This window comes from Collinsella sp. HCP28S3_G2 (genome assembly GCF_052065125.1).
Taxonomy (GTDB): domain Bacteria; phylum Actinomycetota; class Coriobacteriia; order Coriobacteriales; family Coriobacteriaceae; genus Collinsella.
In genome coordinates this window covers 81,545-105,050 of sequence record NZ_JBQHUO010000005.1, presented here as the reverse complement: position 1 = coordinate 105,050, position 23,506 = coordinate 81,545, and the positions used below count along the sequence as shown (strand labels likewise).

At 58.4% G+C, this 23,506-nt stretch carries 21 protein-coding genes; 6 read left to right on the top strand and 15 right to left on the bottom strand.

What is annotated here, in order from left to right:
• Positions 1-162 precede the first annotated feature (162 nt).
• The 10 genes from prfA to ACTNB2_RS04680 form a co-directional block, all read right to left on the bottom strand.
• Positions 163-1,230 carry a peptide chain release factor 1 gene (gene prfA / locus ACTNB2_RS04725; RefSeq protein ID WP_154518366.1) on the bottom strand — a complete coding sequence of 356 codons (1,068 nt, stop codon included), beginning with the start codon at positions 1,228-1,230 and terminating at the stop codon, positions 163-165.
• Positions 1,231-1,530: 300 nt separating this feature from the next.
• Positions 1,531-2,958: a M20/M25/M40 family metallo-hydrolase gene (locus ACTNB2_RS04720; RefSeq protein WP_441041451.1), complete on the bottom strand. Its 1,428-nt coding sequence runs from the start codon at positions 2,956-2,958 to the stop codon at positions 1,531-1,533.
• Positions 2,959-3,030: 72 nt separating this feature from the next.
• A complete protein-coding gene (locus ACTNB2_RS04715; protein ID WP_441041449.1) occupies positions 3,031-3,816 on the bottom strand; it encodes an amino acid ABC transporter ATP-binding protein in 786 nt (261 codons plus the stop codon).
• Between the two features lie 22 nt (positions 3,817-3,838).
• Positions 3,839-4,987 carry an amino acid ABC transporter permease gene (locus tag ACTNB2_RS04710; protein WP_441041447.1) on the bottom strand — a complete coding sequence of 383 codons (1,149 nt, stop codon included), beginning with the start codon at positions 4,985-4,987 and terminating at the stop codon, positions 3,839-3,841.
• A gap of 9 nt (positions 4,988-4,996) precedes the next feature.
• Entirely contained in the window at positions 4,997-5,923 is a 927-nt protein-coding gene (locus ACTNB2_RS04705; protein WP_441041446.1) for a transporter substrate-binding domain-containing protein, read from the bottom strand.
• A 339-nt stretch (positions 5,924-6,262) separates the two neighbouring features.
• A complete protein-coding gene (locus ACTNB2_RS04700) occupies positions 6,263-7,156 on the bottom strand; it encodes an aldose 1-epimerase family protein (protein WP_441041444.1) in 894 nt (297 codons plus the stop codon).
• Between the two features lie 114 nt (positions 7,157-7,270).
• Entirely contained in the window at positions 7,271-8,137 is an 867-nt protein-coding gene (locus ACTNB2_RS04695; RefSeq protein ID WP_441041442.1) for a hypothetical protein, read from the bottom strand.
• A 125-nt stretch (positions 8,138-8,262) separates the two neighbouring features.
• A complete protein-coding gene (locus ACTNB2_RS04690) occupies positions 8,263-9,579 on the bottom strand; it encodes an ATP-binding protein (protein ID WP_427719709.1) in 1,317 nt (438 codons plus the stop codon).
• Positions 9,580-9,717: 138 nt separating this feature from the next.
• On the bottom strand, positions 9,718-9,903 hold the full coding sequence (locus tag ACTNB2_RS04685) for a hypothetical protein (RefSeq protein WP_441041440.1): 186 nt from the start codon (positions 9,901-9,903) through the stop codon (positions 9,718-9,720).
• A complete protein-coding gene (locus ACTNB2_RS04680) occupies positions 9,900-10,445 on the bottom strand; it encodes an anion permease (RefSeq protein ID WP_441041438.1) in 546 nt (181 codons plus the stop codon). The genes ACTNB2_RS04685 and ACTNB2_RS04680 overlap by 4 nt, the downstream gene beginning before the upstream one ends.
• 493 nt (positions 10,446-10,938) lie before the next feature.
• On the opposite strand from ACTNB2_RS04680, the gene ACTNB2_RS04675 reads away from it, so the two are divergent.
• Entirely contained in the window at positions 10,939-11,094 is a 156-nt protein-coding gene (locus ACTNB2_RS04675) for a hypothetical protein (protein ID WP_441045721.1), read from the top strand.
• Between the two features lie 230 nt (positions 11,095-11,324).
• On the opposite strand, the gene ACTNB2_RS04670 is transcribed toward ACTNB2_RS04675, so the two are convergent.
• Both ACTNB2_RS04670 and ACTNB2_RS04665 read right to left on the bottom strand, forming a co-directional pair.
• Positions 11,325-12,887 (bottom strand): PTS transporter subunit EIIC, encoded by a 1,563-nt coding sequence (locus ACTNB2_RS04670; RefSeq protein WP_427794056.1) that lies wholly within the window; start codon positions 12,885-12,887, stop codon positions 11,325-11,327.
• Positions 12,888-12,969: 82 nt separating this feature from the next.
• Positions 12,970-14,295, bottom strand: coding sequence for a 6-phospho-alpha-glucosidase (locus ACTNB2_RS04665; protein ID WP_089573127.1), 1,326 nt, complete (start codon positions 14,293-14,295; stop codon positions 12,970-12,972).
• Between the two features lie 298 nt (positions 14,296-14,593).
• On the opposite strand from ACTNB2_RS04665, the gene ACTNB2_RS04660 reads away from it, so the two are divergent.
• Entirely contained in the window at positions 14,594-15,343 is a 750-nt protein-coding gene (locus ACTNB2_RS04660; RefSeq protein WP_441041434.1) for a MurR/RpiR family transcriptional regulator, read from the top strand.
• Between the two features lie 60 nt (positions 15,344-15,403).
• Entirely contained in the window at positions 15,404-15,850 is a 447-nt protein-coding gene (locus tag ACTNB2_RS04655) for a low molecular weight protein-tyrosine-phosphatase (RefSeq protein WP_441041433.1), read from the top strand.
• 154 nt (positions 15,851-16,004) lie between these two features.
• Here the strand turns inward: ACTNB2_RS04655 and ACTNB2_RS04650 are convergent, their stop codons facing one another.
• The 3 genes from ACTNB2_RS04650 to ACTNB2_RS04640 all read right to left on the bottom strand — a co-directional run bounded on the left by ACTNB2_RS04650 (position 16,005) and on the right by ACTNB2_RS04640 (position 18,695).
• Positions 16,005-17,366, bottom strand: a complete 1,362-nt coding sequence (locus ACTNB2_RS04650; protein WP_441041431.1) for an ATP-binding protein — start codon at positions 17,364-17,366, stop codon at positions 16,005-16,007.
• Between the two features lie 182 nt (positions 17,367-17,548).
• Positions 17,549-17,878, bottom strand: coding sequence for a TIGR04076 family protein (locus ACTNB2_RS04645; RefSeq protein WP_427747806.1), 330 nt, complete (start codon positions 17,876-17,878; stop codon positions 17,549-17,551).
• Positions 17,871-18,695, bottom strand: coding sequence for a PfkB family carbohydrate kinase (locus ACTNB2_RS04640; protein ID WP_441041429.1), 825 nt, complete (start codon positions 18,693-18,695; stop codon positions 17,871-17,873). Before ACTNB2_RS04640 ends, ACTNB2_RS04645 begins: the two co-directional genes overlap by 8 nt.
• Before the next feature lie 486 nt (positions 18,696-19,181).
• Between ACTNB2_RS04640 and ACTNB2_RS04635 the strand changes: the two genes are divergently transcribed.
• From ACTNB2_RS04635 to ACTNB2_RS04625, 3 genes are read left to right on the top strand one after another with little or no spacing between them, the layout of a single operon-like run.
• A complete protein-coding gene (locus tag ACTNB2_RS04635) occupies positions 19,182-19,688 on the top strand; it encodes a MarR family winged helix-turn-helix transcriptional regulator (RefSeq protein ID WP_441017125.1) in 507 nt (168 codons plus the stop codon).
• A complete protein-coding gene (locus tag ACTNB2_RS04630; RefSeq protein WP_441041427.1) occupies positions 19,681-21,495 on the top strand; it encodes an ABC transporter ATP-binding protein in 1,815 nt (604 codons plus the stop codon). The genes ACTNB2_RS04635 and ACTNB2_RS04630 overlap by 8 nt, the downstream gene beginning before the upstream one ends.
• Positions 21,488-23,407: an ABC transporter ATP-binding protein gene (locus tag ACTNB2_RS04625; RefSeq protein ID WP_441041425.1), complete on the top strand. Its 1,920-nt coding sequence runs from the start codon at positions 21,488-21,490 to the stop codon at positions 23,405-23,407. The genes ACTNB2_RS04630 and ACTNB2_RS04625 overlap by 8 nt, the downstream gene beginning before the upstream one ends.
• The last annotated feature ends 99 nt before the right edge of the window (positions 23,408-23,506 follow it).

Genomic DNA, 23,506 nt, shown 5'->3' with positions numbered 1-23,506 from the left:
GCAGGTTGAGCATAAGTCAGCGAAAACGCCCCTAAGCGAGCAAGGTGACGTGAAAGAGGAGGGAAGCGTACTTCGGTACGCGACCGACGATTGAACGTCAGATTGCCGCTTAGGGGCGTTTGCAGCGTCGAGCCGTTACGGCGTTTGGTAAAACGCCGTAACTTAAACTGCTTGTGCCAGCTTCTCGGCACGCTCGGCGGCGGCAAGCGCCTCGATGACGGCACCGAGTTGGTCGCCCAGAAGGACGCCGTTGTAGGTGGAGTTGAAACCGATACGGTGGTCGGTCACGCGGTCCTGGGGCTGGTTGTAAGTACGGATCTTCTCGGAACGGTTACCGTGGCCAATCTGGCTCTGGCGCTCGGCGCCGAGCTCGGCCTGCTGCTTCTCGAGTTCCATCTCGTACAGACGGGCACGCAGCATCTGCATGCAGACCTCGCGGTTTTGAATCTGGGAACGCTGCTCCTGCGACTGCACCACGGTATTGGTGGGCAGGTGGGTAATGCGCACGGCGGAGTAGGTGGTGTTAACGCACTGACCGCCAGGACCGGAGGCACAGTAGGTATCGATGCGCAGGTCGGACTGGTTGATTTGAACGTCGATCTCCTCGGCCTCGGGAAGCACGGCGACAGTTGCCGTGGAGGTCTGGATGCGGCCCTGGGACTCGGTCTTGGGAACGCGCTGGACACGGTGCACGCCGGATTCGAACTTCATGACGGAGTAGACACGGTCGCCCTCGACCTTGAACTCGATGGATTTAAAACCGCCGGCCTCGCTGGGGCTGGAGTCGAGCACGGTGGTCTTCCAGCCACGCGACTCGCAGAAGCGTTGGTACATCTTGTACAGGTCACCGGCGAAAATGGCCGCCTCGTCGCCACCTGCGGCGGAGCGGATCTCGACGATGGTGTTCTTGTCGTCATTGGGGTCACTCGGGATGAGCATGTACTTGATGTCTTCCTCGAGCTGGGGAAGTTTGTCCTCGTTCTCGGAGATGTCCATCTGGAGCATCTCCTTCTCGTCGGCATCGGTAGTGTCACGGAGCATTTCTTTGGCAGCCTCGATGTCGTCGAGCGCGCCGATGTACTCGCGCGCAGCGGCAATGAGGTCGGACTGGTGCGCGTACTCCTTGTTGAGACGCGTGAACTCCTTGATGTCGGAGGCGACGGCCGGGTCGGAAAGCTTCTTCTCGAGTTCCTCGTAGGCCTTGATGATCTTTTCGAGCTTGTCGCGCATGGCGGAACTCCTTTATATGCGTGAAGGTGAAAATCGGCGGAATTGATGGGGCGCATGGCGCCATTGCAGGGGTAAGCCCAGCTAGAACATGTCGATCTTCAGATACATGCGCATCCCTTCGCGTATAGGGTACATAGTTGCGGTCTAACCCATATATGATAGCGTGCGCAGGCAAACCTGCATATAACCCGCACGGAATGAGTGGACGTAGTCGTTGGGGACGTTCCTTAACGACGAGTCGTTTAAGAACGTCCCCAAAGACTACAACGGCTAACAAAGGGACTGTCGCTTTATCACATTCTAGAGCGTTTGAAGCAGAGCGATGAAAAAGTGGACACCTTGGAGGTAGGCACGGCGGGTAATGCGCTCGTTGGTGCCGTGGACACCGCGATCGCACTCGTCATCGTCGACCACAAACGCCGAAAAGCGAATGCATTCAGGGCAAATACGCTGATAGTTAGCCGCATCGGTGGCACCGATCACAGTTGAGGGCACAATGCCGACAGCAGCCCCGCCCGCCGCATTCGGTACGTTTTCCTCCGCCCCCTTTGGATCACGAAAGTAGCGGGCGGCAATAGTGCGAACGGCCTCGAGCCCCGGTCCGCCAACACGTGGGGACGGTGAAGGCTCGGAGCTGCCGGGGCCAAGTTCGACCTCCACGCGCCCGGTGAGGCCCGCCGCGGCAACGGCCTCGCGGCAACGGTCAACAACATCAGCCACGCCCGTGCCCTCGAGCATGCGGAAGTTAATATTGGCCCACATATCCTGCGGCATCACGTTGGCGCCAGTGCTGCCGCCCTCAATCTGCGTGGGCGCACAGGTAGTGGTCACGAGCGGATAGAGCTTGTTGCTGGCGAGGCAGTCGCGAACAATGACGCCTCCGTTGGCGGCAATCTCATCCGCCGTGTAGAGCCCCAACTCGACAAGCTGCGCGGCAAGCAGATCGGTCACGCGCGTCGGCCACTCGATATCGCAGATTGCGGCGATAGCGCGGCTCAATACCTCGAGCGATGTGCCGCCGTAGGGGTTGGACGAATGTCCGCCTTCGCTCTTCGTCTTGAGCACGATATCGGCATAGCCCTTCTCGGCAAGGTCGGCATGCATAAGCCAGCCCTCGCCCGCGCCGTACTCGGCAGCCGAAACAATACGGTAGTCACCCTCGTCGATCAGGTATTCAAGTTCAACGCCGCGCTCCTCGAGCACGCGGCCGATGGCCCCCGCTCCATACTGCGTGGTCTCCTCGTCCTGGCCAAAGGCGAGCAGCAGCGTCCGTTCGTGCTCCCAGCCGTGCACCAACGCATACTCAACCGCCTCGAGAATACCTGCGACCTGGTCTTTCATGTCGATAGCGCCGCGACCCCAAATGTAGGTGTCGTCCACGTGACCGCTAAAGGGGGCATGCGTCCAGTCGGCCTCGGTGCCGGGCACCACGGGAACCACGTCCATGTGGCCCATGAGCATAACGGGCTTGAGGGCAGGGTCGGAACCGCCAAGTGTCACCAGCAGCGAGTGGTCGATGAGTTCGACCTCGCCCGCCGCGAACACATGTGGCCACGCCTGCTGCATATAGGCGCGCAGGTCATCGAACGGCTGCCAGTTCACCGCCTCGGCATCCATACTCGAAACGGTCGGAAACGACAGCACGCGCCCCAGGCGCTCGCACGCGCCAACTTCGTCCAAATCGGCAAAATCATCCTCATGCGCAAAGAAGCGCCAAACCTCGGCCATGGCATCCTTTCGATTGTGATGACGAGGGCCGCCCCACCGGAACGGCCCTGCCATGCAAACATTTGCGGTTGGTTATTTGTCCTCGAGATAGCGCGAGAGGAACTCGCGGGTACGCTGGTGCTTGGGGTTGCCAAAGAGCTCCGCCGGCGCAGCGTCCTCGAGGACCACGCCCTTGTCCATAAAGACCACGCGATCGGACACGGTGCGGGCAAAGGCCATCTCGTGCGTGACGACGACCATGGTCATGCCGTCGGCAGCGAGCTTGCGCATGACCTCGAGCACCTCTCCCACGATCTCGGGGTCGAGTGCGGAGGTCGGCTCGTCGAACAGCATGATCTGCGGATTCATGCATAGGGCACGAGCGATGGCCACGCGCTGCTTTTGACCACCGGACAGGCGACCCACGGCGGCGTGCGCGAACTTTTCGAGTCCCACGCTCGTCAGATGCTCCAGCGCGACCTTTTCGGCCTCGGCCTTGGTCATCTTTTTGAGCGTGGCGGGCGCAAGCGTGCAGTTATCGAGCACGTCCATGTTGTTAAACAGGTTGAAGCCCTGGAACACCATGCCGATGTCCTCACGCAGCTTGTTAATGTTGCAGCGCTCGGCCGTGAGGTCCTGGCCATGGAACCAGATATGGCCCGCGTCCGGGGTCTCGAGCAGGTTGAGGCAGCGCAGAAAGGTCGATTTGCCCGAACCCGAAGCGCCGATAATGGTAACGACCTCGCCGGGGTTAACGGACAGGTCGATGCCCTTGAGCACCTCGAGCGAGCCGAAGCTCTTGTGCAGGCCCTCGACGCGGATGAGCGGCTCATTGATCTGTGCGGCGGCCGCAGCGCCGGTAGTGGCGGTATCTGCCATGATGATTCTCCTCGTCTTGAGCCTAGTTGGAGCTGGGCAGCGTGGCCGGGGCCTCGGCGCCGAGCTTTTTGCCAAAGGCCTCGAGCAGGCGGCTCGCCACGAGCGTCAGGATTAGGTAGACCACGAGTGCCACGCAGTAGACCTCCATCTGGCGGTAGTACACGCCGGCGACGGTGGTAGTGGCGTACATGAGGTCGAACACGCCGATGACCGAGAGCACCGACGAGTCCTTGATGTTGATGATGAGCTCGTTGGTGAGCGCCGGAATCGCGTTTTTAATGCCCTGGGGAAACACGACTTTGCGCATAGCCTGCCACTGCGACAGACCCAGCGAGCGCGCTGCCTCGGCCTGACCGGGGTCGATGGACTCGATGCCGCCGCGCAGGACCTCCATCATGTAGGCGGTGGAGTTGAGCGAGATGGTGACGAGGCCGGCGGTGAAGGTACTCCAAATCTGGTTGGCCTGGGCGGTCTCGAAGCCCATGCCGCGCAAAACGGTGAAGCCCGCGTAATAGATGAGCAGGCCCTGGACCATCATGGGCGTACCGCGCACGATGGTGGAGTAGACGGTCGTAAAGCCGCGGCCGATGCTCTTAAAGAAGCGCACCAGGTCGTTGTCCACGCGATCGAAGGTCTGAATGCGCAAAAACACAAAGAGCAGTGCCAGGAAAAAGGCGATAACGGTACCGAAGGTCGCAAGTGCGATGGTAATCTCGATGCCGCGGATAAAGAAGTCGCCGCTCTTGTAGGTCATGTAGACCAGGCTCGACAAAAAGTCGCTGGGGTTGGAATCCGAGACAATGCTCACCTGCACCAAGTCGATAAACGACATGACGCAGCGATCCACGAAAAAGACCGCCGCGATGGCGACCACGACATAGCTGCCCAAGCGTGCTGCACGACGGAAACGCTCGGATGCGAACGGCGACTTTTCGCGATAGTCGCTCCAGTGCATAAGCTTGGTGACGAATGCCGCCGTCGACACGACGAGCCACGCCCACAGGATCGCCCAAAGGCAATCTTGGAACACGCCCGTGGGGGCCAGGAAGCTCAGCGGCGTGGGGTTGCGCTGGCTAAACGCCAGTCCGAGCGCCGCGATGACGCTCGTGCCCAGGTACACATAACGATGGTCGGCTTTGATAAAGGAGACCAGACGATTGATGGCTTTCATGCTGCCTCCCTATGCCGGCTGACGGTCGAGGCACGCGTCCCACATCTGGTCGCGCTCCTCCTGGCTGACGCCCTTGAGCGTCTTGTCGATGAGCTTAAGCAGCTTGTCCGAGCCCTTGCGGCAGCCGACGTTTGCCGCGACCTCCTGCTTAAAGCCCTCGCCCTCGGCAAAATGAATGGGGACGATACCGGGATTTTGGGCCATGTAGCCCTTTTCGTTTTCGGTGTTGTACGTCACGGCGTCGCAGGTGCCCTGCAGCAGGTTCGAGAACACCGTGGGGACGGAGTCGACCGGGTTTTTGTGAACGACGCCCGGGATCTCGTCGATGACGGTATCGAGCATGGTGTCCTTTTGGCCGAGCACCGTGGCGCCGCTGAAGTCACTGAGCTTGGTGGCGTTTTGGTAGGGGGAACCCTCTTTTACGAACAGGCCGAAGTAGCCAATAAAGTACGGGTCGGAGAAGCCGACCGACTCCTCACGCTCGGGCGTGGCGCTCATACCGGCGATGATGAGGTCGATCTGGCCGTTGTTGAGCGAATCGATAAGGCCCGAGAAGCTCTGCTTGACGGCAACGGGCTCGCCACCGAGGGCCTTGCAGACGATCTTGGCGATCTGCACGTCGTAGCCATCGGCATAGGCGCCCTGTACGTTGTCGATGGGGATGGTGTACTCACTGGCTTCGGAAACCTGCCAGTTGTACGGGGCGTAGGCCGCCTCCATGCCGATGCGGATCTTATCCTTGCCGATCACGGAATCGGACAGGTCGTCGCGACCGCCGCCCGTCGTGGGCTGAACCACCTTGAGCGTGGACGGGCGCTGACAGCCGGCGAGCGCGCCGGCGACGACGGAAGCGCTCGCGGCAAGAGCGCTACCCAAGAAGATGCGACGGCTGCACACCGGCTGTGGATGCACGTCGCGCTGATGGGGAGAATGCATAATCTGCCTTCCCTGTTGAATCGTATGCTAATGACTTAACAGGATACCGCTCAGCGTTACCTCCAGCAGATGCATATATACAAATTAACAAACTGAAAACGATTGGTAGCCGTTGGGGACGTTCTTAAACGACCAGTCAAACAAGTAGTCATCGGGGACAGTCGTTGGGGACGTCGATGATTCGGCAATGCCAGCGAGCGCCACCCAGAGCGAACAAGTTGGCATGAAAAAGGCAAGGCATAGACCTTCTGGTCATGCCTTGCCTTTTGAATGACAAATTGTCGCTCTGGGTGGCGCGCAGCGTCGACCGGTCCGCCGTTCGTTAGAACGGCGGAACCTCTAGAGCAGCGTAACCTCGAAGGCGCGCTTGTCGGTGGCGCCGGGAGCCAAGGTGATGGTGTTGACCTTGTGTTCGAAGACGTCGTCCTCGGTGTCCATGGTGGTATGTCCGGTCCAAGGCTCGAGCGCCACGAACGGGGCGTCGTTGGCGGCAGACCACACGCCAATGTACTTAAAGCCCTCAAAGTCAATCTTGACGCCGTGGCCCGACTTGCGACCGCGCAGCGTGAGCGTGGAGCCCGGGGTATCGGTGAACATGATAGCGTCGTTGTCGAAGCTGCGGTGTGTGATGGGCAGCACGTCCGAGTTATCGGGAGCCTTGTAGCTTCCCTCGAACGTCATAAGGCCATCGGGCGTGATGATGGGGGCCTCGTTAGTCCAAGCCTCGGTAAACGCCAGCTCGTAATCCTCGAACGCCTCGTCCTCGGCACCGGGAACGGGCACGTTAAATGCGGGGTGGCCGCCCACCGAAAACGGCAGGTCCACGTCGCCGGTGTTGGTGACGGCAAAGGTCTGCGTAAGAGTGGCGTCGCCAGTCAGGGCATAGGTCATGTTGAGCTTAAAGTGGAACGGGAAGGCCTTGAGCGACTCGGGCGTATCGGTGATCTCGTAGGTGACGGACGAACCGTCCTCCGACACCTCGACCAGCTTGTGCTCCACAATACGCGCGATGCCGTGGCGCGCCATCTCGCATCTGCCGGCCGCAGACGTCGCCGTGTTGTTGCGCAGCGAGCCCACAATGGGGAACAGGATGGGCGCATGCTTGCCCCAAAAGGCGGGGTCGCCCTGCCACAGATACTCGTTGCCGTTGAGGGCAAGGCTCGTGAGCTGGGCGCCCATGGAATCGATGGCCGCGGTGAGGCCGCCGCGCCTGATGGTAGTGACGGTAGACATGCTACTTCCTCCAAAAGTAAACAATAGTGTCGAGGACTATTGTCCCACTCTTGGCGGCGGGACGGGACGGCAGGCGATTATTGAGTAGCCATAGCGGAAATGGGCGGCGAGCGCCTACTGGGTATCCACGTAAAGGTCAAACCCGCCCTGCGAGGTGGTGTCGACCGTATCGGGCGCCCGCGAGTTAAAGCTCGCGGGAACCATTCTTTTCGAGGCACGAAAACGCGTGCCGTCGGTGGCGACAGGTGGCTCATCGACCGTAAGTTCGTAGTCGCCGGGCTTGAGCTCGATACCGTCACCTTCGGAATTGACGTATTGGTGCTCGTCGATCGCTTGTCCCTTGAGCGTGCGGCCTACGATATGGATGAGCATCTGGCTGTCGCCGCGCGCGGTATCCCACGTCGCGCCGTCCTTGACCTCGACCGACACATGCACCGAGCGCGTACGGCTGAGCGATTGTTCGACGGAGATCTCGACCTTGGCGGCGTCTTGGCGCTGCTGCTCAACATGGCTCCAAACGCTGCCGATTGCCGAGCAGGCGATAACGCCGGCCATGAAGGCGATGAGGATGGGGCCGAGCGGAGAGCGCCGGCCCGCGCCTTCCTCGCGAGCCAGATCGGGGCGATGCGTGGGCGCAGGCGCCTGAGCGCCTTGCGCGGGCACGTCGAGAATGCTAAAGGATGCCGTGCTGTCGGGGTCGATAGTGTGACGCGGCTGCGGGGTCTTTGCCGGCGAGATGGACATGTCGGCCGGCTCACCCAGTGTGGCCGTGGCATCGGCCTTTGCCTCGTCGGCCTCAGCCTGGGCCCAGGCCTGTTCAAAGGTTAGGGGTTCGGCCGAGTCGGAAGCGGCATCCGCCTCGACGGTGTCGTTGCCGCTCTCGTCCTCGTCGCTCGACACGTCATGCGGCGCGGGCTCGTCCCACTCCTCGTCCGGAACCTCGCCCTCGCTATACCACCATTCAAAGTTATCGATATCCATACGGGGCGCCCCTTAGGCCTCGCAAATAAGCACTTGCTAGCCTTATACCCCCAGACGGCACGAGGGCTCGCACGGAATGCGAAAAGGACTGCTCCTTTGTCGCATCGAAACGGATCTGTTTACGTTTAGCCGCGGGTAATCTTATTTCTCAACAAGAAGTCGACTGCCCCCACGATTCTGATGCCATCGATGTCCGTTGGATGGTCGCCATCCCTGACAATCAGGATCTTCTCATACGAATCAGGAATTTTTCCTAGCGTGCTTAGCTTGAGCGGTCGCAGCTCGCGTTCCCTCGTCGCCTCGGCATCGATCCGTTCGGTAACCTGGATATATTTGCGGTCTGATCCCTCGCCGATTGCTACAAAGTCGATTTCCCCCGCGCGTAGATGGCCGCAAAACACTTCGTATCCTTCAAAGACAAGCTGGTTGTAGATAACGTTCTCGAGCATCCTTCCGCTATCGCTACCTCTATATCCGTCAAGATAGCTGCGAATTCCCGTATCAGCTATGTAATATTTACCGCCTGTCTTAAGAAGCTCCCGCCCCTTGATGTCATACCTTTTTACTTTGGTAAACAGGTACGTCTCTTCCAGAGCGTCAATATATGCCGACACCGTCGATGCGTTGGTCTTACCGCCCGCTGATTCGTTGAGCGTCCCTACGATTTTGTTGACCGAGGTTTGGTTGGAGATGTTGTCTGCCAGATACGCACAGAGCCGCTCGAGAACATCGCGCTTGGTGATAGCTCCGCGACCCCTACGCGTCACACGCGACAGGATATCGCGCGCGACGATCGTCTGGTAGAGGCTACGGATATAGTCGCGACACAGCTCACGTCTCGGCTCATCATGGGCCAGAAACGGCATGCCGCCATAGGTTATGTACTGCTCAAGCACGGTATTTGAATTAAGGCGATCGCCCGTCTTGGAAACAAGTTCGACCCTCTCACCAAGCCCTTCAGCGGCGACCGCATCAATCGAGCGAAAATCAAGATATTCGCCAAACGTGAGAGGCTGCATCTTGACCTCGACATATCGGCCCGAGATAAGCGTTGCGAGCTCGCTCGATAGCAAAAAGGCATTGGAGCCCGTGACATAGATATCGCACGGCAAATCCACTCGGAGCGAGTTGACCGCCTTTTCCCAACCTTCGACATTCTGGAGCTCGTCAAAGAACAGGTAGGGATGATCGATGCCGTCGATGCGCTCCCGAACCATACGATAAAACGTCAGATAATCCGTAATTCCCGCGTACTCTAGAGATTCCATCTTAAAGGTCAGCAAACGCTCGGCTGGCACCCCCTGTTGCGCCAGATAGTCCCTCATCATGTCCAATAACGTTGATTTGCCACAACGGCGTATGCCCGTCACGATTTTGATGAGGTCGGTATCCTGAAAAGCAATGAGTCGATCAAGATAACGGCTTCGGCGAACGATATCCATAGAGTCTCCCTAGCGCCCGACCAGACATGAAATCTTATAAACTTGCATTTTTTGCAAGTTTATAAGATGTTACCTTAGAAACTTGAAGAATCTGCAAGTTTCTAAGGCATGGAATGTGACAAACGGACTGTCCCTTTGTCACATCTGGAGGGCGACGGGGATTTGGATGCAGCAGAAGTCCTCTTGGTGAGACTCGTCGTAGCTCGTGGTGTACAAGTAGCAAAAGTCAAAGGCATTGCCGATGGGCTGGAGCGCGTGTCTGTCCATGCAGGCCACGATGGCACGAATGCCCTCGGGCTCGTACGGCATGCCCCAGCGGCTCATGCGGACTCGGCGACAACCGAGACGACGGCGAGGATGAGGAAGGCGCGGGGGAACGGATGCGGGATCAGCAGCGACAGCACAAAGGTGAGCGCGAAGATCGAGATGATGAGCGACTTGGCGTCGCGCACGAACTTGAGCATGAACGCATAGGCAATGCGCTCGCCCAGGCCCGACTCCTTGACCGCGCTGGCAATGAGGTAGGAGCCGATGACGAGCCACATGGTGACCTTGGTCCACGAGCTAAACGTGGAGGCGACCGTCGCCGAGATGCTCGCGGCGCCCGTGTCGTCCACGCACACCTTGAACAGAACGAGCAGCGCGCAGTAGAGTAGGCCCACAAAGCCCGGCTGTGCCACGCCACATGCCCAGAACACCACCGTGGCGAGCGTCAGCGCCAGACAGGTCTGACCGCCGACCGTGAGCTCGACCGTCGAGCTCAACTCCGCCAAAGGAAGAAACTTCACCAGCAAAAAGACAACGATACCCAGCACAAAGCCAATTTCGCGCATGGTGATCTTAAACGCCTTCTTTTCCGCTCCCATCTCCCCACCTTTCTTGTTGGGGGCGCTCCGGATTCGCAGCCACGTTGCCGCTTAAAAAGGGGCTCCCGTTATCGGACACCCCTTACGTTGCGCTGTGTTGCGGCAATACAGTCAAGCGGATTTTTTTGGATGGGGAGCGATCTCCTGGACAAAAACCGTCACAACATTCGACGCTTTTCCTCGTTTTTGAGATTTTCGCCGAATGTTGTGACGGTTTGGGTGCAGCAAAGGGACTGTCCCCATGGAATCTCCTGTCGCCCGCGATGTACCTGAGACCATCTTCGCCTGTATTGCGACTATACAGGCAAGCGCAGCCTGCGACAAAGGGACTGTCTCTTTGTCACATTAGCTTGGCGCTGCTCGTGTACCTTTTCTCGGTGTCATGCATCACGCACTTCATGGGCGTGGCACACCGCCGCCATCCCAAGTCGATGGTACTCGCAAGCTCGGTTGAGCCCATGGGTTTAACGTCGGCATCTCGTTTGGCACCGCAGTGGGCGGCACCGTGGTAGGCAGCGTTGGCATTGCGTACGTGGGCGCAGCGGGCGCCGCGTTCTCGCTTGTTGCCTGGGCGCTCACGCTGGTGACGATTAAGCTCGCCCGCTGGGAACGCCGTCGTCAATCAACACAGCCCCGGATGCAGGCATAGGGGCGAACATAGCCCAAGGTGGCGAGCAACCGGTGAAAACCGTCCCATACGAGTAGTGTCTATCCGCCTGCAAGCTCCGACAGTGCAATTTCGTGTATTTCAGATACACGCTTTTCTACGATTTCGTGTATTTCAAATACACGAAATGCGCGTGGGGCAACTCAAAGGCGGCGGCAGACACATTGTCTGCCACCGCCTTTTATACTGGATTTTATAGATATGTGGGGCGTCTACTCCATACCCAGCAGCTCGCGCATCTGGGTTGCGTAGTTAGATGCCATGTTGCCGTAGACAATCTGCACGCCGCCGTTAACATGCACGATGCCACGCGCTTCGAGCTTTTCGGTAAACTCGGCGTCATCAACCACCTTGTCACAGTCATTGAGCTGGATGCGCAGACGGGTGAAGCAGGCCTCGACAGACTTAATGTTGTTGTCGCCGCCCACTGCCTCAACGATGGCGGGAATGAGGTCGCTGATCACGGTCTTGGGAGCCTTTTCGGCCTCATCGCCAGACTCTTCCTCACGGCCAGGGGTCTTTAGATCCTTCTTAAGAATGATGAACTTGAAGACGAAGTAGTACACCACGAAGTAGATGGGGCCGAGGAACAGGATAACCTGCCAGTTGGAGCCCTTGGCTGCACCCATAATGCCGTTAAAGATCAACGACAAGAGCGGGCCGCCAAAGGATGCGGAGCCGGCCACGTTGAACTGCAGGATATAGGTCAGCGCATAGGCAAGACCAGCCATGAGAGCGTGGAACACGTAGAGGATGGGCGCGATAAACAGGAAGGAGTACTCGAGCGGCTCGGTAATGCCGGAGAGGATGCAAGGCACCACGATGGCAATCATGAGCGCTGCGGTCTTCTTCTTGTTCTTGGGAAGCGCCGTCTTGTAGAAGGCGAGTGCAGCACCGGGCAGGCCGAACATGGCGAAGATAACCTTACCGTTCATGACAAAACGGCTGACCTCGATGTTAAACGGCGTGCTAGGAGAGCCCAGGATCGCGTTGTAGATATTGATAGCGCCCTGAACGGTCTGGCCGTCGATGGTCTCGACGCCACCGAGCGACGTGAAGAAGAACGGTAAATAGACAAAGTGATGCAGACCAAAAGGCAGGAGCATGCGCTCGCCAGCGCCGTAGACAAATGCACCAAAGGCACCCGTAGTCTTGATGAACTCGGACAGCGCACCGAGAGCGTTCTGAATAAACGGGAAAACAAAGGACATGACCAATGCGAGGACACTGCATGAGAGCAGCGTTACCGCCGGGATAAAGCGTGTGCCGTTGAAGATGGAGAACACGGCAGGCAGCTCAATCTTGTAGTAACGGTTATGCAGCCATGCGACGATTGCACCCACCAGAAGACCGCCGATAACGCCCGTGTCGAGCGTGGTGATACCGAGGATCGTGCTCTGGCCCGTCGTAAGATTGGCGGGATCGATAACGCCAGTCGCCGTAAGGAACGTGCCCATCACGGAGTTCATGCACATGTAGCCCAAAAAGCCACAAAGCGCCGCGGTAGCCTTCTCGGACTTGGCGAAGCCATAGGCGAGACAAATCGAGAAGATAACCGGGATGTTGCTCATAACGATGCCGGCTGCGGCCTTAAGAATCGAAAAGAAAATCGCAAAGCCCGGAGCAGCAAGCCAGGGAACAGCTGCCGTAAGGGTGGGGCTGGTAAAGGCATTGCCAAAGCCCTGAAGGATGCCGGCGATTGGCAGGATCAGGACAGGCGTCATGAGGACTTTGCCCAGGCGCTGGAACTTTGCCAGCAGCTCATCTTTGTTCATGGGATACCCCTCTTAAAGAAACGGGGCGTGCAGTTCTACAACCCACACGCCCCATAACAGTTATCAAACGCTATGGAACTAGCTACTTAAGCTCCGGCCAGTAATCCTTATTGGCCTCGATGAGCTTATCGAGCACCTTACGCGCCTTCTTTGCGTCACCGACCAGACGATTAAGCGTGAGTGCCTGCAGGGCCTTCTCGTAGGAACCCTCCATCCAAGCCTCAACAGTCAGGCGCTCATAGGCGTACTGGTTCTCCATAAGACCGCGATAGAAGGTGCCAATCTTGCCAACAGCATAGGGCTGCGGGCCATTGGCGCCCACGCTTGCCGCGACCTCGACCATGGCGTCATCGGGCATACCCTCGATAATGCCGTTGTTGGGCACGATGACAATGAAGGTCTTATTGGTGTTGCGATAAATGGCCGAGGTGATTTCCACGATCATATCGCCATGAGCATCGTTCTGCACAACCGAGGAGTTCTTTGCGGTGCCGACTTTGGCAACACGCTCGCACTCGGCGAACACGCGCTTCTCGCGACCGTTGATAACCTCGTCGGAGCGAGTGTAGTCGGGGTCGAGGTGAGCGACCTTGTACTCGGGATACAGATAGTACTGCAGATAAGTGTTGGGCAGATAGTCGGGGAAGTCCTCGAGCATGTCCTTGACCATGGCGTAGGTATCAAGCCAGGACTGGTCACGCTGCTCGGCATCGGCAGGAAGGAAGCCGTTCTTCTCCGTGTACTCCTTAATCTGCGGGACGAGGTCATGGCCCTCTTCATCGTAGATGTGCTTGAACCAACCGAAGTGATTGAGGCCAAAGTACACAGGCTCCGTCTTGCTCATATCGCGACCGAGCAGGCGACCGTAAGAGCGCATGAGGTTGACAGGCTGGTCGCAGATGTTGAGAACGCGATGCTCATCGGGCAGGACGCGCTCGAGACCATATGCCACAATAGCAGCCGGATTGGTGTAATTGATAATCCACGCCTCCGGGCTATGGGCGCGAACGTCGTTGACGATCTCAACCATGTCATGCATGGAGCGCATACCGTAAGCCATGCCGCCAGGGCCCACCGTTTCCTGGCCGATGATTCCCATATGCAGCGGAATCTTCTCGTCCTTGCTACGCATCTCGTAGCCGCCGGTACGAATCTGGCAGAGCACAAAGTCGACGTCGGTGTAAGCCTCGTCCTTATCGGTGGTGTAACCAAACTCCACACCGGGCTCCTCCTCGGCGAAGAGGATCTTGCCAAACTCGCCGATCGGACGCTGGCGCTCGGCATCGATGTCATAGAGCATCACGCGGTTCAGCGGCAGAATGTCCATGTGCTTGGTCAGGGCTTTAAGAATGCCAGGGCACCACGTGGAGCCGCCGCCAACGATCACAATATTGAGCTTATCCTTCATGTTCCGTCCCTCCAGGGTTGGCTGATCGGTGTTCTCGAAGACCTTGGGCTCCGCGGCTGTCCTCGGCTTGCTTCGTTTCGATTGGTATTTTGCGACATAAGGTCGTTTGCAAGTCCCCGTGTGGGCCAATGCGAAACGGGGACACATGATTTCGCTCACGACACAGATATGTGTAGGCAGACACGCGCGTTTGCCCAGTTCATGGGCAATAGGCAATCTTGACCGATTACCGATTTCTCACCTGGCTACACAAAGCGGTACCATATGTACGGCGAGGTGCGAGGGGCTGAAACATCTTATGAAAGATCAAGAATCCTTTTATGATCATGTGCGAGCTGGCGAGAGCAAGCTCAACGATCTCGAAAGCGAGATCATGCGCTACATCATCGAGCTGCGTGATGATATTGACGATGTCACGCTTAAGAGCATTGCCGAACGGTTCTTCGTCGCTCCCAATACAATCGTCAGGCTTGCCCACAAGCTTGGCTTCTCGGGGTTTACGGAGCTCAAACAATCGTATTCCGCCTCGCTCGATCGCAATCGATTCACTATCGAGGCACTTCCTCTTGATACCCAGCTCGTACAGACCAAAGATCTGCTTAACGACCGGGTCATCGATTCGGTTGTGAGTCTTATCCAGGACGCCTCGCATATCGTGTTCTTCTGCTCGGGCTTTTCGAAATACCCGTGCCTCGAGATGGCTGAAAAGCTCAAAATAATGGGCAAGAATACCGACACGCTCAGTGAACGCCACGTCATGAGGCATTACGCAGAACTCCTCGGCAAAAACGACCTGGTCTTCAGCGTTTCCGTAAGCGGCGAGACGCAGGTGTCTATTGACGCCACATCGATAGCCAAAACGCGCGGGTGCAAGGTCGTCACGCTCACCGGCTTTTCTCGAAATTCCCTCTCGAAACTAGCCGACTACCCTATCTACACCGTGCAAAAAGAAATCCGCTTGGGCAGCATGGACCTCGACAGTCGATTGATGTTCTATTACGTTTTCGAATTGATATTTGAGCGCTACTTCAAACTGGCCAAGAAATAAAACTTGGCATGCGCCCGGCTTCGACTCTTTAGCAGCCTTCTATATGAAAGGTATCGCCCTATGCAACGCGTACTGTTTATCTGCCATGGGAACATCTGCCGCTCGACGATGGCCGAGTCGGTGTTTACCGAGCTGGTGCACCGCGCTGGGCGCGAGGTGGAGTTTGTCATCGATTCCGCAGCGACTTCGACCGAGGAGCTTGGCAACCCGCCACACCACGGCACCGTTGCCAAGCTGCGCGAAGTCGGGATTCCCGTCGTCGCCCACCGCGCACGCCAGGTACGTCGCGCGGAGTATGGCGACTGGGACCACATTGTCTATATGGACGACGAGAACGCGCGTGGCCTGCGTCGCATCTTTGGCGACGACCCCGACGGCAAGATTACGCGCTTGCTCGATTGGACCGAGCGCCCCGGCGACGTGGCCGATCCCTGGTACACCGGCAATTTCGATGCCACGTACCGCGACGTGCTCGCCGGCTGCACGGCCATGCTCGAGCAGCTGTAGGCAAGCGAGGTCGCGGGCCACGCCTTCGGCGCGAAACAAGCGCGGATAATCTTCCACATGAAAAATGAGCGTGGGTTTTCTCCCACTTTGAGCGTTCAAGTGCGCTCTAAACGGGAGAAAACCCACGCTCATGAATGTGACAAAGGGACTAGCCCTAGACCGGCTTGACCTCCAGCTTTATCCCCTCGGCGCAGGAGTCGCCCAAAACATCCGAAAGGGCCCAGGTCGCATATAGCGGCAAATAGAGAACTGCTCCGTTGCGCTCAACGTTGCCTCTCGAGAAAACAATCCCGAGCCTTACGCCATATTCAGCCGTATCAAGCACATGACCGAGCGCTGCGTGCGCGTGGTAATAGGAGCCCGATTTAACCTCGATCGGAACAGCCGTCCCATCCGGTCCATCGACCACAAAGTCCACTTCACCGCGCTTTTTTGTCTGATAGTAGTAAAGCTGGCGATTTTGGGCAGCCAGCTGCTGGGCCACCACGTTTTCGTAAATGCCGCCCAGATTGGGCTCCTTGCCATCAAGATACGCCGCTTGGGCGACTCCAACGGGGTAACGCGCCATCAACATACCCGTATCCGATTGATATAGCTTGAACTGCGATGGCCGTGCCGTCTTGAGCAGGGGCGATTTTGGCTCGGTTACGATATCGGCTTTGAGAGCAACGCCGGCATCGACAAGCCATACAAAATCTCGCTGATACTTCTCGTAGTGAGCCTTGGGGTCAATGGAATTGAGCACGAAGCGCTTGTTTTCGCCCTCGAGCATAATAGGGAGCTGATCATAGATGCTCTGCACCTGAAGGGCTCGCCCGCTTGCATACTTGGAGATATCCCGCCGGTACTGTTCGTTGAGCTCTGACTGCAGCTGACGAACAGAGGCAAGGTCGCCCTGCGTGTCAAGGAAACGCTGCACGACCTCCGGCATTCCGCCGACAACGGTATAGGTCCTGAAGTTTGCCATCATCGCGTCATGAATGTAATCAGGAATGGGCCTCTCGCTGATACACGCGTCACGTATCGTTTGGCGAGCCCCCTCGCTCACCCCGATTGCCCAGCAAAACTCCTCAAAATCGAGCGGGAACATCCTAAGCTCGTGGACATACCCCACGGGATAGGACCTGACGCCCTTGAACTGAGTCCCGAGCATTGACCCCGAAAACGCCCAACGGCACCTCCCGTCCTCAACAAGGAACTTTGCCATCGTCATGATGTCGGGGGCCTCTTGGACCTCATCGATAAACACGAGTGTTTTGCCTGGCGCAATCGACTTTCCCGAAAGAAGCGTCACCCTGCTGATGAAATCATCGGCATCCCGCGCCTCGAGAAGAGCATCTTTTGCCTGGCGGTTTTCCATGAGGTTAAGCTCGATGTAGGTTGCATGGTTGGCTTTGCCAAATGCGCGAATCGAATAGCTTTTGCCAATCTGGCGAGAACCCGTAATGAACAAGGCCTTTTGCTCGGAAGACTTCAGCCAACGCTCCAGCTCTGCCGCTATTTTCCTGCGCAGCATAGGCTCCCCCTCAGTGTCATCAAATGAAATGCAAAGTTTTATACGCTTAATTATCGATGAAACGCAGAATTTTTAGAACCTAAAATCGGATGAAATGCAGAGTTTTGAGATTATAAGCAAAAAGAAGGGGCACCACCGGCGAATGTGGCAAATGGACTGTCCCTTTGCCACATTGCTCTCAACTACTCGTCGACGATCTCGGCAAGCCAGACGTTCAGCGTATCGACCTCGGGGCAGCAGAACTTTGCCGTGCCGGGCTCGTTGCCGGGCACAGTTCCGCCATAGCGCAGAATGTCGATATAGGGAAAGCCAACGTGACAGGCCATGGCGCACATCTTGCCGCGATCGCGGTCGAAGTCGAAGACGTCGCCCGGCTTGTGACCATGGTGGCAGCGGCACGTCCCCAGCTGGTCCACGCAGCTCACGCGGATACGCGGACGCTTGCCCCGCGGCGCACCGAGCGGCTTGTTCTCGCCCGCAGGCCTGATGCCGCCCTCGCCAGCATTACTCATGGTCAATCACATCCAAGCAGGCCTCGATGGGAAGACCGGCCGACTTGTCCTCTTGGTCGGCATTGCGCTCGATAAGCTCGGCCACCACACGCATGGCATCGGACGTCGCGCGCTGCAGACTCCAACCTGCCATAACGCGGCCGACGAGCACTGCCGAGAACGTATCGCCCGTGCCCGGGAAATAGACCGGAATAAGCTCAAAGGGAATCGTAAAGTACTCCCCCGCCACATGGTCGTAACCGATAACCGCGTTCGTGCCATTGACCACGGTGCTCGTAATGACCACCGACTTGGCACCCAGCTCGCGCACGGCGTCCACAAGGGCGCAGGCCTCTTCGGGCGTAATTTGCTCGGCAATAGGCCTATCGGCAAGCAGGCACGCCTCGGTATAGTTGGGCACCGCGTAGTCTGCGCACTCCAGCAGGTGCCGCATAAGGCCAATCGTGGACTCGGGCACGCCCGCATAGAGCTTGCCGTTGTCGCCCATGATAGGGTCGACGAACACCTTGGTGCCCTTTTGCGCGCGACGGTGGCAGAAGTCCGAAATGATGCGCGTCTCTTCCTCGGTCACGATAAAGCCGGTCGAGATGGCGTCGAACTCAAAGCCGAGCTCCTCCCAGATAGCAAGGCTTTGGCGCACGTACTCCGTGGTGTCGTGGATGTAGAACTTGGGATAGTTGAGCGTATCGGACACAAGTGCCGTCGGCAGATTGTGGATACGGTAACCCATGTGCGACAGCACCGGCAGCATGGCGGAAAGCGCGACCTTGCCGTAGCCGCACATATCGTTGATCAGCAACAGCTGAGTGTTCTTCATGAGTGTCCCCCTTGGGTCGGGCGCGGCGCAACGGCGCCACAGTGCAACTAAGTGTAGCGCAGGGAGCACGGCAGGCGGGCGCCGGCGCCGTGGAGGCTACATTGTTGCGGAAAGGTTTCGAAAATGAGAGGGCAGCCTGTCCCCCTTTGTACCAATCCCTTGACAAGGAGTGTCCCCAGCTGCCGGCACAAGAAGAACGTCCCAAGTGCCAAAAAGGGCAACGTCGATGTTTTGGCAACGACAGCGAGCGGGCCGCATTTGAGACAAGGTGACGTGAAACGAAAGGGCGCTGACCTTTTGGTCGCGCCCTTGAAGTTGAACGTCAGATTGTCCAAATGCGGCCCGCGCAGCGTCGAGCCGTTACGGCGTTTGGCAAAACGCCGTAACTATAAGTTTGGTACCTTGACTTTGATTTCTCACGCTCCTAAATTGGTTAGGCACAAAACAATTCCACTACCTAACTAAAGAAAGGAGCAGCACTAATTCATGTGCGATGAACCTCTTAGCCTTTGTTCGCACGAGCCCGGCGGCGACCCGTCACAGCCGGCGGATGTATCCGAAGCGGTTAGCTCGGAAGACAAGCTTGCCAAGCGCATCCTCAATAACCTGGGCTTTTGCGGCCATTACATGCATTTTCATGGCGGAGGCGTGTCCGGCAAGGCGCCCATCATCTGCCTACTGGCCAAGCAGCCCGGCGGCGAGATGTCGCAGCAGGAACTCGGCATGCACTTCGGCCTCAAGCCGGGGTCGCTTTCCGAGATCCTGTCCAAGCTCGAGCTCAACGGCCTCATTGAGCGCAGCCGTAACCCCAAGGATCGACGGCAACTCACCATTCGCCTAACCGAGATCGGCTGGGAGAAGGCCCGCATCGACCAAGCCTCGCGCATCCGCTTTAGGGAACAGGCCTTTAGCGCGCTCACCCACGACGAGCGTGAACAGCTCGCCGAGATGCTCGAGAAAATCCGCGTAACCTGGGAGGAACTGGATGATTAAAACCCTTATGGGCAGCATCCGCGATTACATGAAGGTCACGATCGCTACGCCGTTGCTCGTGCTTGGCGAGGTGCTCTGCGAGATGCTGATTCCATTTATCACCGCCAACCTGATCGACGCCATCAAAGACGGCGCCACCGTAGCCGAGATGCTTCCCACCGCGGGCTTTTTGGTGCTCATCGCGCTGACGTCGCTTGCCTTTGGCGCCGCTGCCGGCGTCACCTGCAGCCATGCGAGCTGCGGGTTCGCCAAGAACCTGCGTCACGACCTGTTCTACAAGATCCAGACGTTCAGCTTTGCCAACATCGATGAGTTCTCGACCTCCTCGCTCGTCACGCGCCTGACCACCGATATCAACAACGTGCAGCAGGCCTTTATGATGATCATCCGTATCGCCGTGCGCGCGCCGCTGGTATTGATCTTCGCCTTTACCATGGCGTTTATCATGGGCGGCAGCGTTGCCATGGTCTACCTGGTTATCATTCCGCTGCTGGGCTTTGGGCTGTTCTTTATCATCTTTAAGGTGCGCCCCATCTTCTCGCGTGTGTTCCACAAGTATGACGCCCTTAACGAGTCCGTCGAGGAAAACGTCACCGGCATGCGCGTGGTCAAGAGCTATGTGCGCGAAGACTTTGAGAAGGAGAAGTTCGCGACCGCCGCACGCGACGTCCAGATGGACTTCACCCGCGCCGAGAAGCTGCTCGCCTTTAACAACCCCATGATGAACATCTGCGTCAATGGCGCGTTTGTCGTCATCATCTACCTGGGCTCCAAGCTCATCATCACGAGCCAGGGCACGCTGTTCGACGTGGGCCAGCTCTCCTCGATCTTTACCTATGGCTTCCAGATCCTTATGAGCCTGATGCAGCTGTCGATGATCTTTGTCATGGTAACTATGGCCGACGAATCGGCGCACCGCATTACCGAGGTGCTGGCCGCCGAGCCCACGATCGCCGATCCCGCCGAGCCCGTGCTCGAGGTGGCCGACGGCTCCATCGACTTTGACCACGTGAGCTTTAAGTATTCCGCGCATGCGAAGCGCCAGGCGCTCGACGATATCGACCTGCACATTAAGAGCGGCGAGACCATCGGCATCATCGGCGGTACCGGCTCGGCCAAGTCCACGCTTGTAAACCTCATCGCCCGCCTGTACGACGCCACCGAAGGCACCGTGCGCGTGGGCGGCGTGGATGTGCGCGACTACGACTTGGACGCCCTGCGCCACCAGGTAGCCATGGTACTGCAGAAAAACGTGCTGTTTAGCGGCACCATCGCCGAGAATCTGCGCTGGGGCGACCCGAACGCCACCGACGAGGAAGTCCGCGAGGCGGCACATCTGGCCTGCGCCGATGAGTTTGTCGACGGCTTCCCCAAGAGCTACGATACCTGGATCGAGCAGGGCGGCTCCAATGTTTCCGGCGGCCAGAAGCAGCGCCTGTGCATTGCGCGCGCCCTGCTGCGTCGCCCCAAGATCTTGATCCTGGACGACTCCACCAGCGCCGTCGACACCAAGACCGATGCCAAGATCCGCGCAGGGCTGGCAAGCTATCTGCCCAACACGACCAAGCTCATCATCGCCCAGCGCATCAGCTCCGTGCAGGACGCAGACCGCATCATCGTCATGGAGGGCGGCCGTATCGCTCAGATCGGCAACCATGAAGAGCTACTCAAGACGAGCGAGATCTACCGCGAGACCTTTACCTCGCAAAACAAGATGTCTGCCGAGGGCGAAGGGGCCGTCGAGGCCGACACCGAGGCATCCGCAACGCAAGCCCAGAACCAGGAAGGAGGCGAGGCACATGAGTAAGGCAACCACCGCCGAGCGCGCGCTCAACCGCAAGAGCGGCACCATGTCGCGCCTCATCAAGACGCTCTTTGGCTTCTACCCCGTGCTTTTGCCCCTCGTCGTCGCCGGCGTGGTGCTCTGCGCCGTCATCAACTCCATCGGCGCGACCTTCCTTCAGAGCGCCCTGCAGATTATTAGCGAATCGTGGCAGTCGGGCGATTGGGAAGCCGCACAGCCCAAGATCGCGCAGCTCGTGACCACCCTCGCCTGCATCTACGGCGTCGGCATCCTGTCCTCGCTGTTCTGGAACCGCACCATGGCCATCATCACGCAGGGCTCGTTGGAAAAGCTGCGCGAGAAGATGTTCAACCGCATGCAGGACCTACCGATCCGATACTTCGACACGCACCAGCGCGGCGACATCATGAGCCACTACACCAACGACATCGACACGCTGCGCCAGATGATCAGCCAGTCGCTGCCCAACCTGCTCATGACGACCATCGTCATCGTCACGGTGTTCTTTATCATGCTGTACTACAGCGTGTGGATGTGTCTGGTGATTATTGCCGGCGTCGCCTTTATGACCTTTATGACCAAGCTGCTCGGCTCCAACTCCGCGCGCTTCTTTATTGCGCAGCAGACCGAGCTCGGCGTGGTCGAGGGCCATATCGAGGAAGTTATGAACGGCCAGAAGGTCGTCAAGGCATTCTGCCACGAGTCTGCCGCCGAGGCCGATTTTGACGAGCGCAACGAAAAGCTCTTCGAGGTATCGCAAAAGGCCAACATGTACGCCAACATCCTCATGCCCATCCTTATGAACCTGGGCAACCTGCTCTACGTGCTGGTCGCGCTGGCGGGCGGCATTTTCCTGGCGCTGGGCGTGCCCAACCTGAGCATCTCGGGCATGACGCTGTCCATCGCCGTCGTGGTGCCGTTCCTCAACATGACCAAGCAGTTCTGCGGACAGATCGGTCAGATCTCGCAGCAGATCAACGCCGTGGTCATGGGTCTCGCCGGCGCCGACCGCATCTTTGAGCTCATCGACGAGAAGCCCGAGACCGACGAAGGCTACGTGACGCTCGTCAACGCGCAGGTGAACCCCGAGACCTGGCAGCTCGAGGAGGCCGACCACCACACCGGCATGTGGGCATGGAAACACCCGCACCGTGCAACCGGCGAGATCGAGTACGTACCGCTGCGCGGCGACCTGGTCATGGACAACGTCGACTTTGGCTACACGCCCGACCACGAGGTGCTGCACGGCGTGTCCGTGTTTGCCAAGCCGGGCCAGAAGGTCGCGTTTGTCGGTGCCACCGGCGCGGGCAAGACGACCATCACCAACCTCATCAACCGCTTCTATGACATCGCCGACGGCAAGATCCGCTACGACGGCATCAACGTCAACAAGATCCGCAAGGCAGATCTGCGCCGCTCGCTGGGCGTGGTGCTGCAGGACGTGAACCTGTTCACCGGCACTGTGATGGACAACATCCGCTACGGCAACCTGGACGCCACCGACGAGGAGTGCATCGCGGCGGCCAAGCTCGCGGGCGCCGACGACTTTATCACCCGCCTGCCCGACGGCTACGACACCATGCTCACCGGCAACGGCGCGCAGCTGTCGCAGGGCCAGCGCCAGCTGATTTCGATCGCACGCGCTGCCGTCGCCGATCCGCCGGCAATGATTCTGGACGAGGCCACGTCGAGCATCGATACCCGCACCGAAGCCATCGTGCAAGCGGGCATGGATAAGCTCATGGAGGGCCGCACGACGTTTGTCATCGCGCACCGCCTGTCCACCGTGCGCAACGCCGACGCAATCATCTGCCTGGATCACGGCCGCATCATCGAGCGTGGCAACCACGACGAGCTGATCGCCAAGCGCGGATATTACTACCAGCTCTATACCGGAGCGTTTGAGCTGGAGTAGCTCAAAACAGCCCCTACGCTCCCAACGGAGCTCCCCGTGGGAGACGGGGTGCTTACTCCGTGCTCAAACATTCTCGCTTCGCTGCGGAACCGCGCGCGG

Bases quoted from the DNA above. Each gene is read 5' to 3' on its own strand.
- ACTNB2_RS04710 (WP_441041447.1), bottom strand. From the start codon at position 4,987: ATGAAAGCCATCAATCGTCTGGTCTCCTTTATCAAAGCCGACCATCGT.
- ACTNB2_RS04680 (WP_441041438.1), bottom strand. From the start codon at position 10,445: ATGGGAGCGGAAAAGAAGGCGTTTAAGATCACCATGCGCGAAATTGGC.
- ACTNB2_RS04655 (WP_441041433.1), top strand. From the start codon at position 15,404: ATGCAACGCGTACTGTTTATCTGCCATGGGAACATCTGCCGCTCGACG.
- ACTNB2_RS04690 (WP_427719709.1), bottom strand. From the start codon at position 9,579: ATGGATATCGTTCGCCGAAGCCGTTATCTTGATCGACTCATTGCTTTT.
- ACTNB2_RS04625 (WP_441041425.1), top strand. From the start codon at position 21,488: ATGAGTAAGGCAACCACCGCCGAGCGCGCGCTCAACCGCAAGAGCGGC.
- ACTNB2_RS04720 (WP_441041451.1), bottom strand. From the start codon at position 2,958: ATGGCCGAGGTTTGGCGCTTCTTTGCGCATGAGGATGATTTTGCCGAT.
- ACTNB2_RS04630 (WP_441041427.1), top strand. From the start codon at position 19,681: ATGATTAAAACCCTTATGGGCAGCATCCGCGATTACATGAAGGTCACG.
- ACTNB2_RS04645 (WP_427747806.1), bottom strand. From the start codon at position 17,878: ATGAGTAATGCTGGCGAGGGCGGCATCAGGCCTGCGGGCGAGAACAAG.
- ACTNB2_RS04695 (WP_441041442.1), bottom strand. From the start codon at position 8,137: ATGGATATCGATAACTTTGAATGGTGGTATAGCGAGGGCGAGGTTCCG.
- ACTNB2_RS04685 (WP_441041440.1), bottom strand. From the start codon at position 9,903: ATGAGCCGCTGGGGCATGCCGTACGAGCCCGAGGGCATTCGTGCCATC.
- prfA (WP_154518366.1), bottom strand. From the start codon at position 1,230: ATGCGCGACAAGCTCGAAAAGATCATCAAGGCCTACGAGGAACTCGAG.
- ACTNB2_RS04670 (WP_427794056.1), bottom strand. From the start codon at position 12,887: ATGAACAAAGATGAGCTGCTGGCAAAGTTCCAGCGCCTGGGCAAAGTC.
- ACTNB2_RS04715 (WP_441041449.1), bottom strand. From the start codon at position 3,816: ATGGCAGATACCGCCACTACCGGCGCTGCGGCCGCCGCACAGATCAAT.
- ACTNB2_RS04650 (WP_441041431.1), bottom strand. From the start codon at position 17,366: ATGCTGCGCAGGAAAATAGCGGCAGAGCTGGAGCGTTGGCTGAAGTCT.
- ACTNB2_RS04665 (WP_089573127.1), bottom strand. From the start codon at position 14,295: ATGAAGGATAAGCTCAATATTGTGATCGTTGGCGGCGGCTCCACGTGG.
- ACTNB2_RS04700 (WP_441041444.1), bottom strand. From the start codon at position 7,156: ATGTCTACCGTCACTACCATCAGGCGCGGCGGCCTCACCGCGGCCATC.
- ACTNB2_RS04705 (WP_441041446.1), bottom strand. From the start codon at position 5,923: ATGCATTCTCCCCATCAGCGCGACGTGCATCCACAGCCGGTGTGCAGC.
- ACTNB2_RS04640 (WP_441041429.1), bottom strand. From the start codon at position 18,695: ATGAAGAACACTCAGCTGTTGCTGATCAACGATATGTGCGGCTACGGC.
- ACTNB2_RS04635 (WP_441017125.1), top strand. From the start codon at position 19,182: ATGTGCGATGAACCTCTTAGCCTTTGTTCGCACGAGCCCGGCGGCGAC.
- ACTNB2_RS04660 (WP_441041434.1), top strand. From the start codon at position 14,594: ATGAAAGATCAAGAATCCTTTTATGATCATGTGCGAGCTGGCGAGAGC.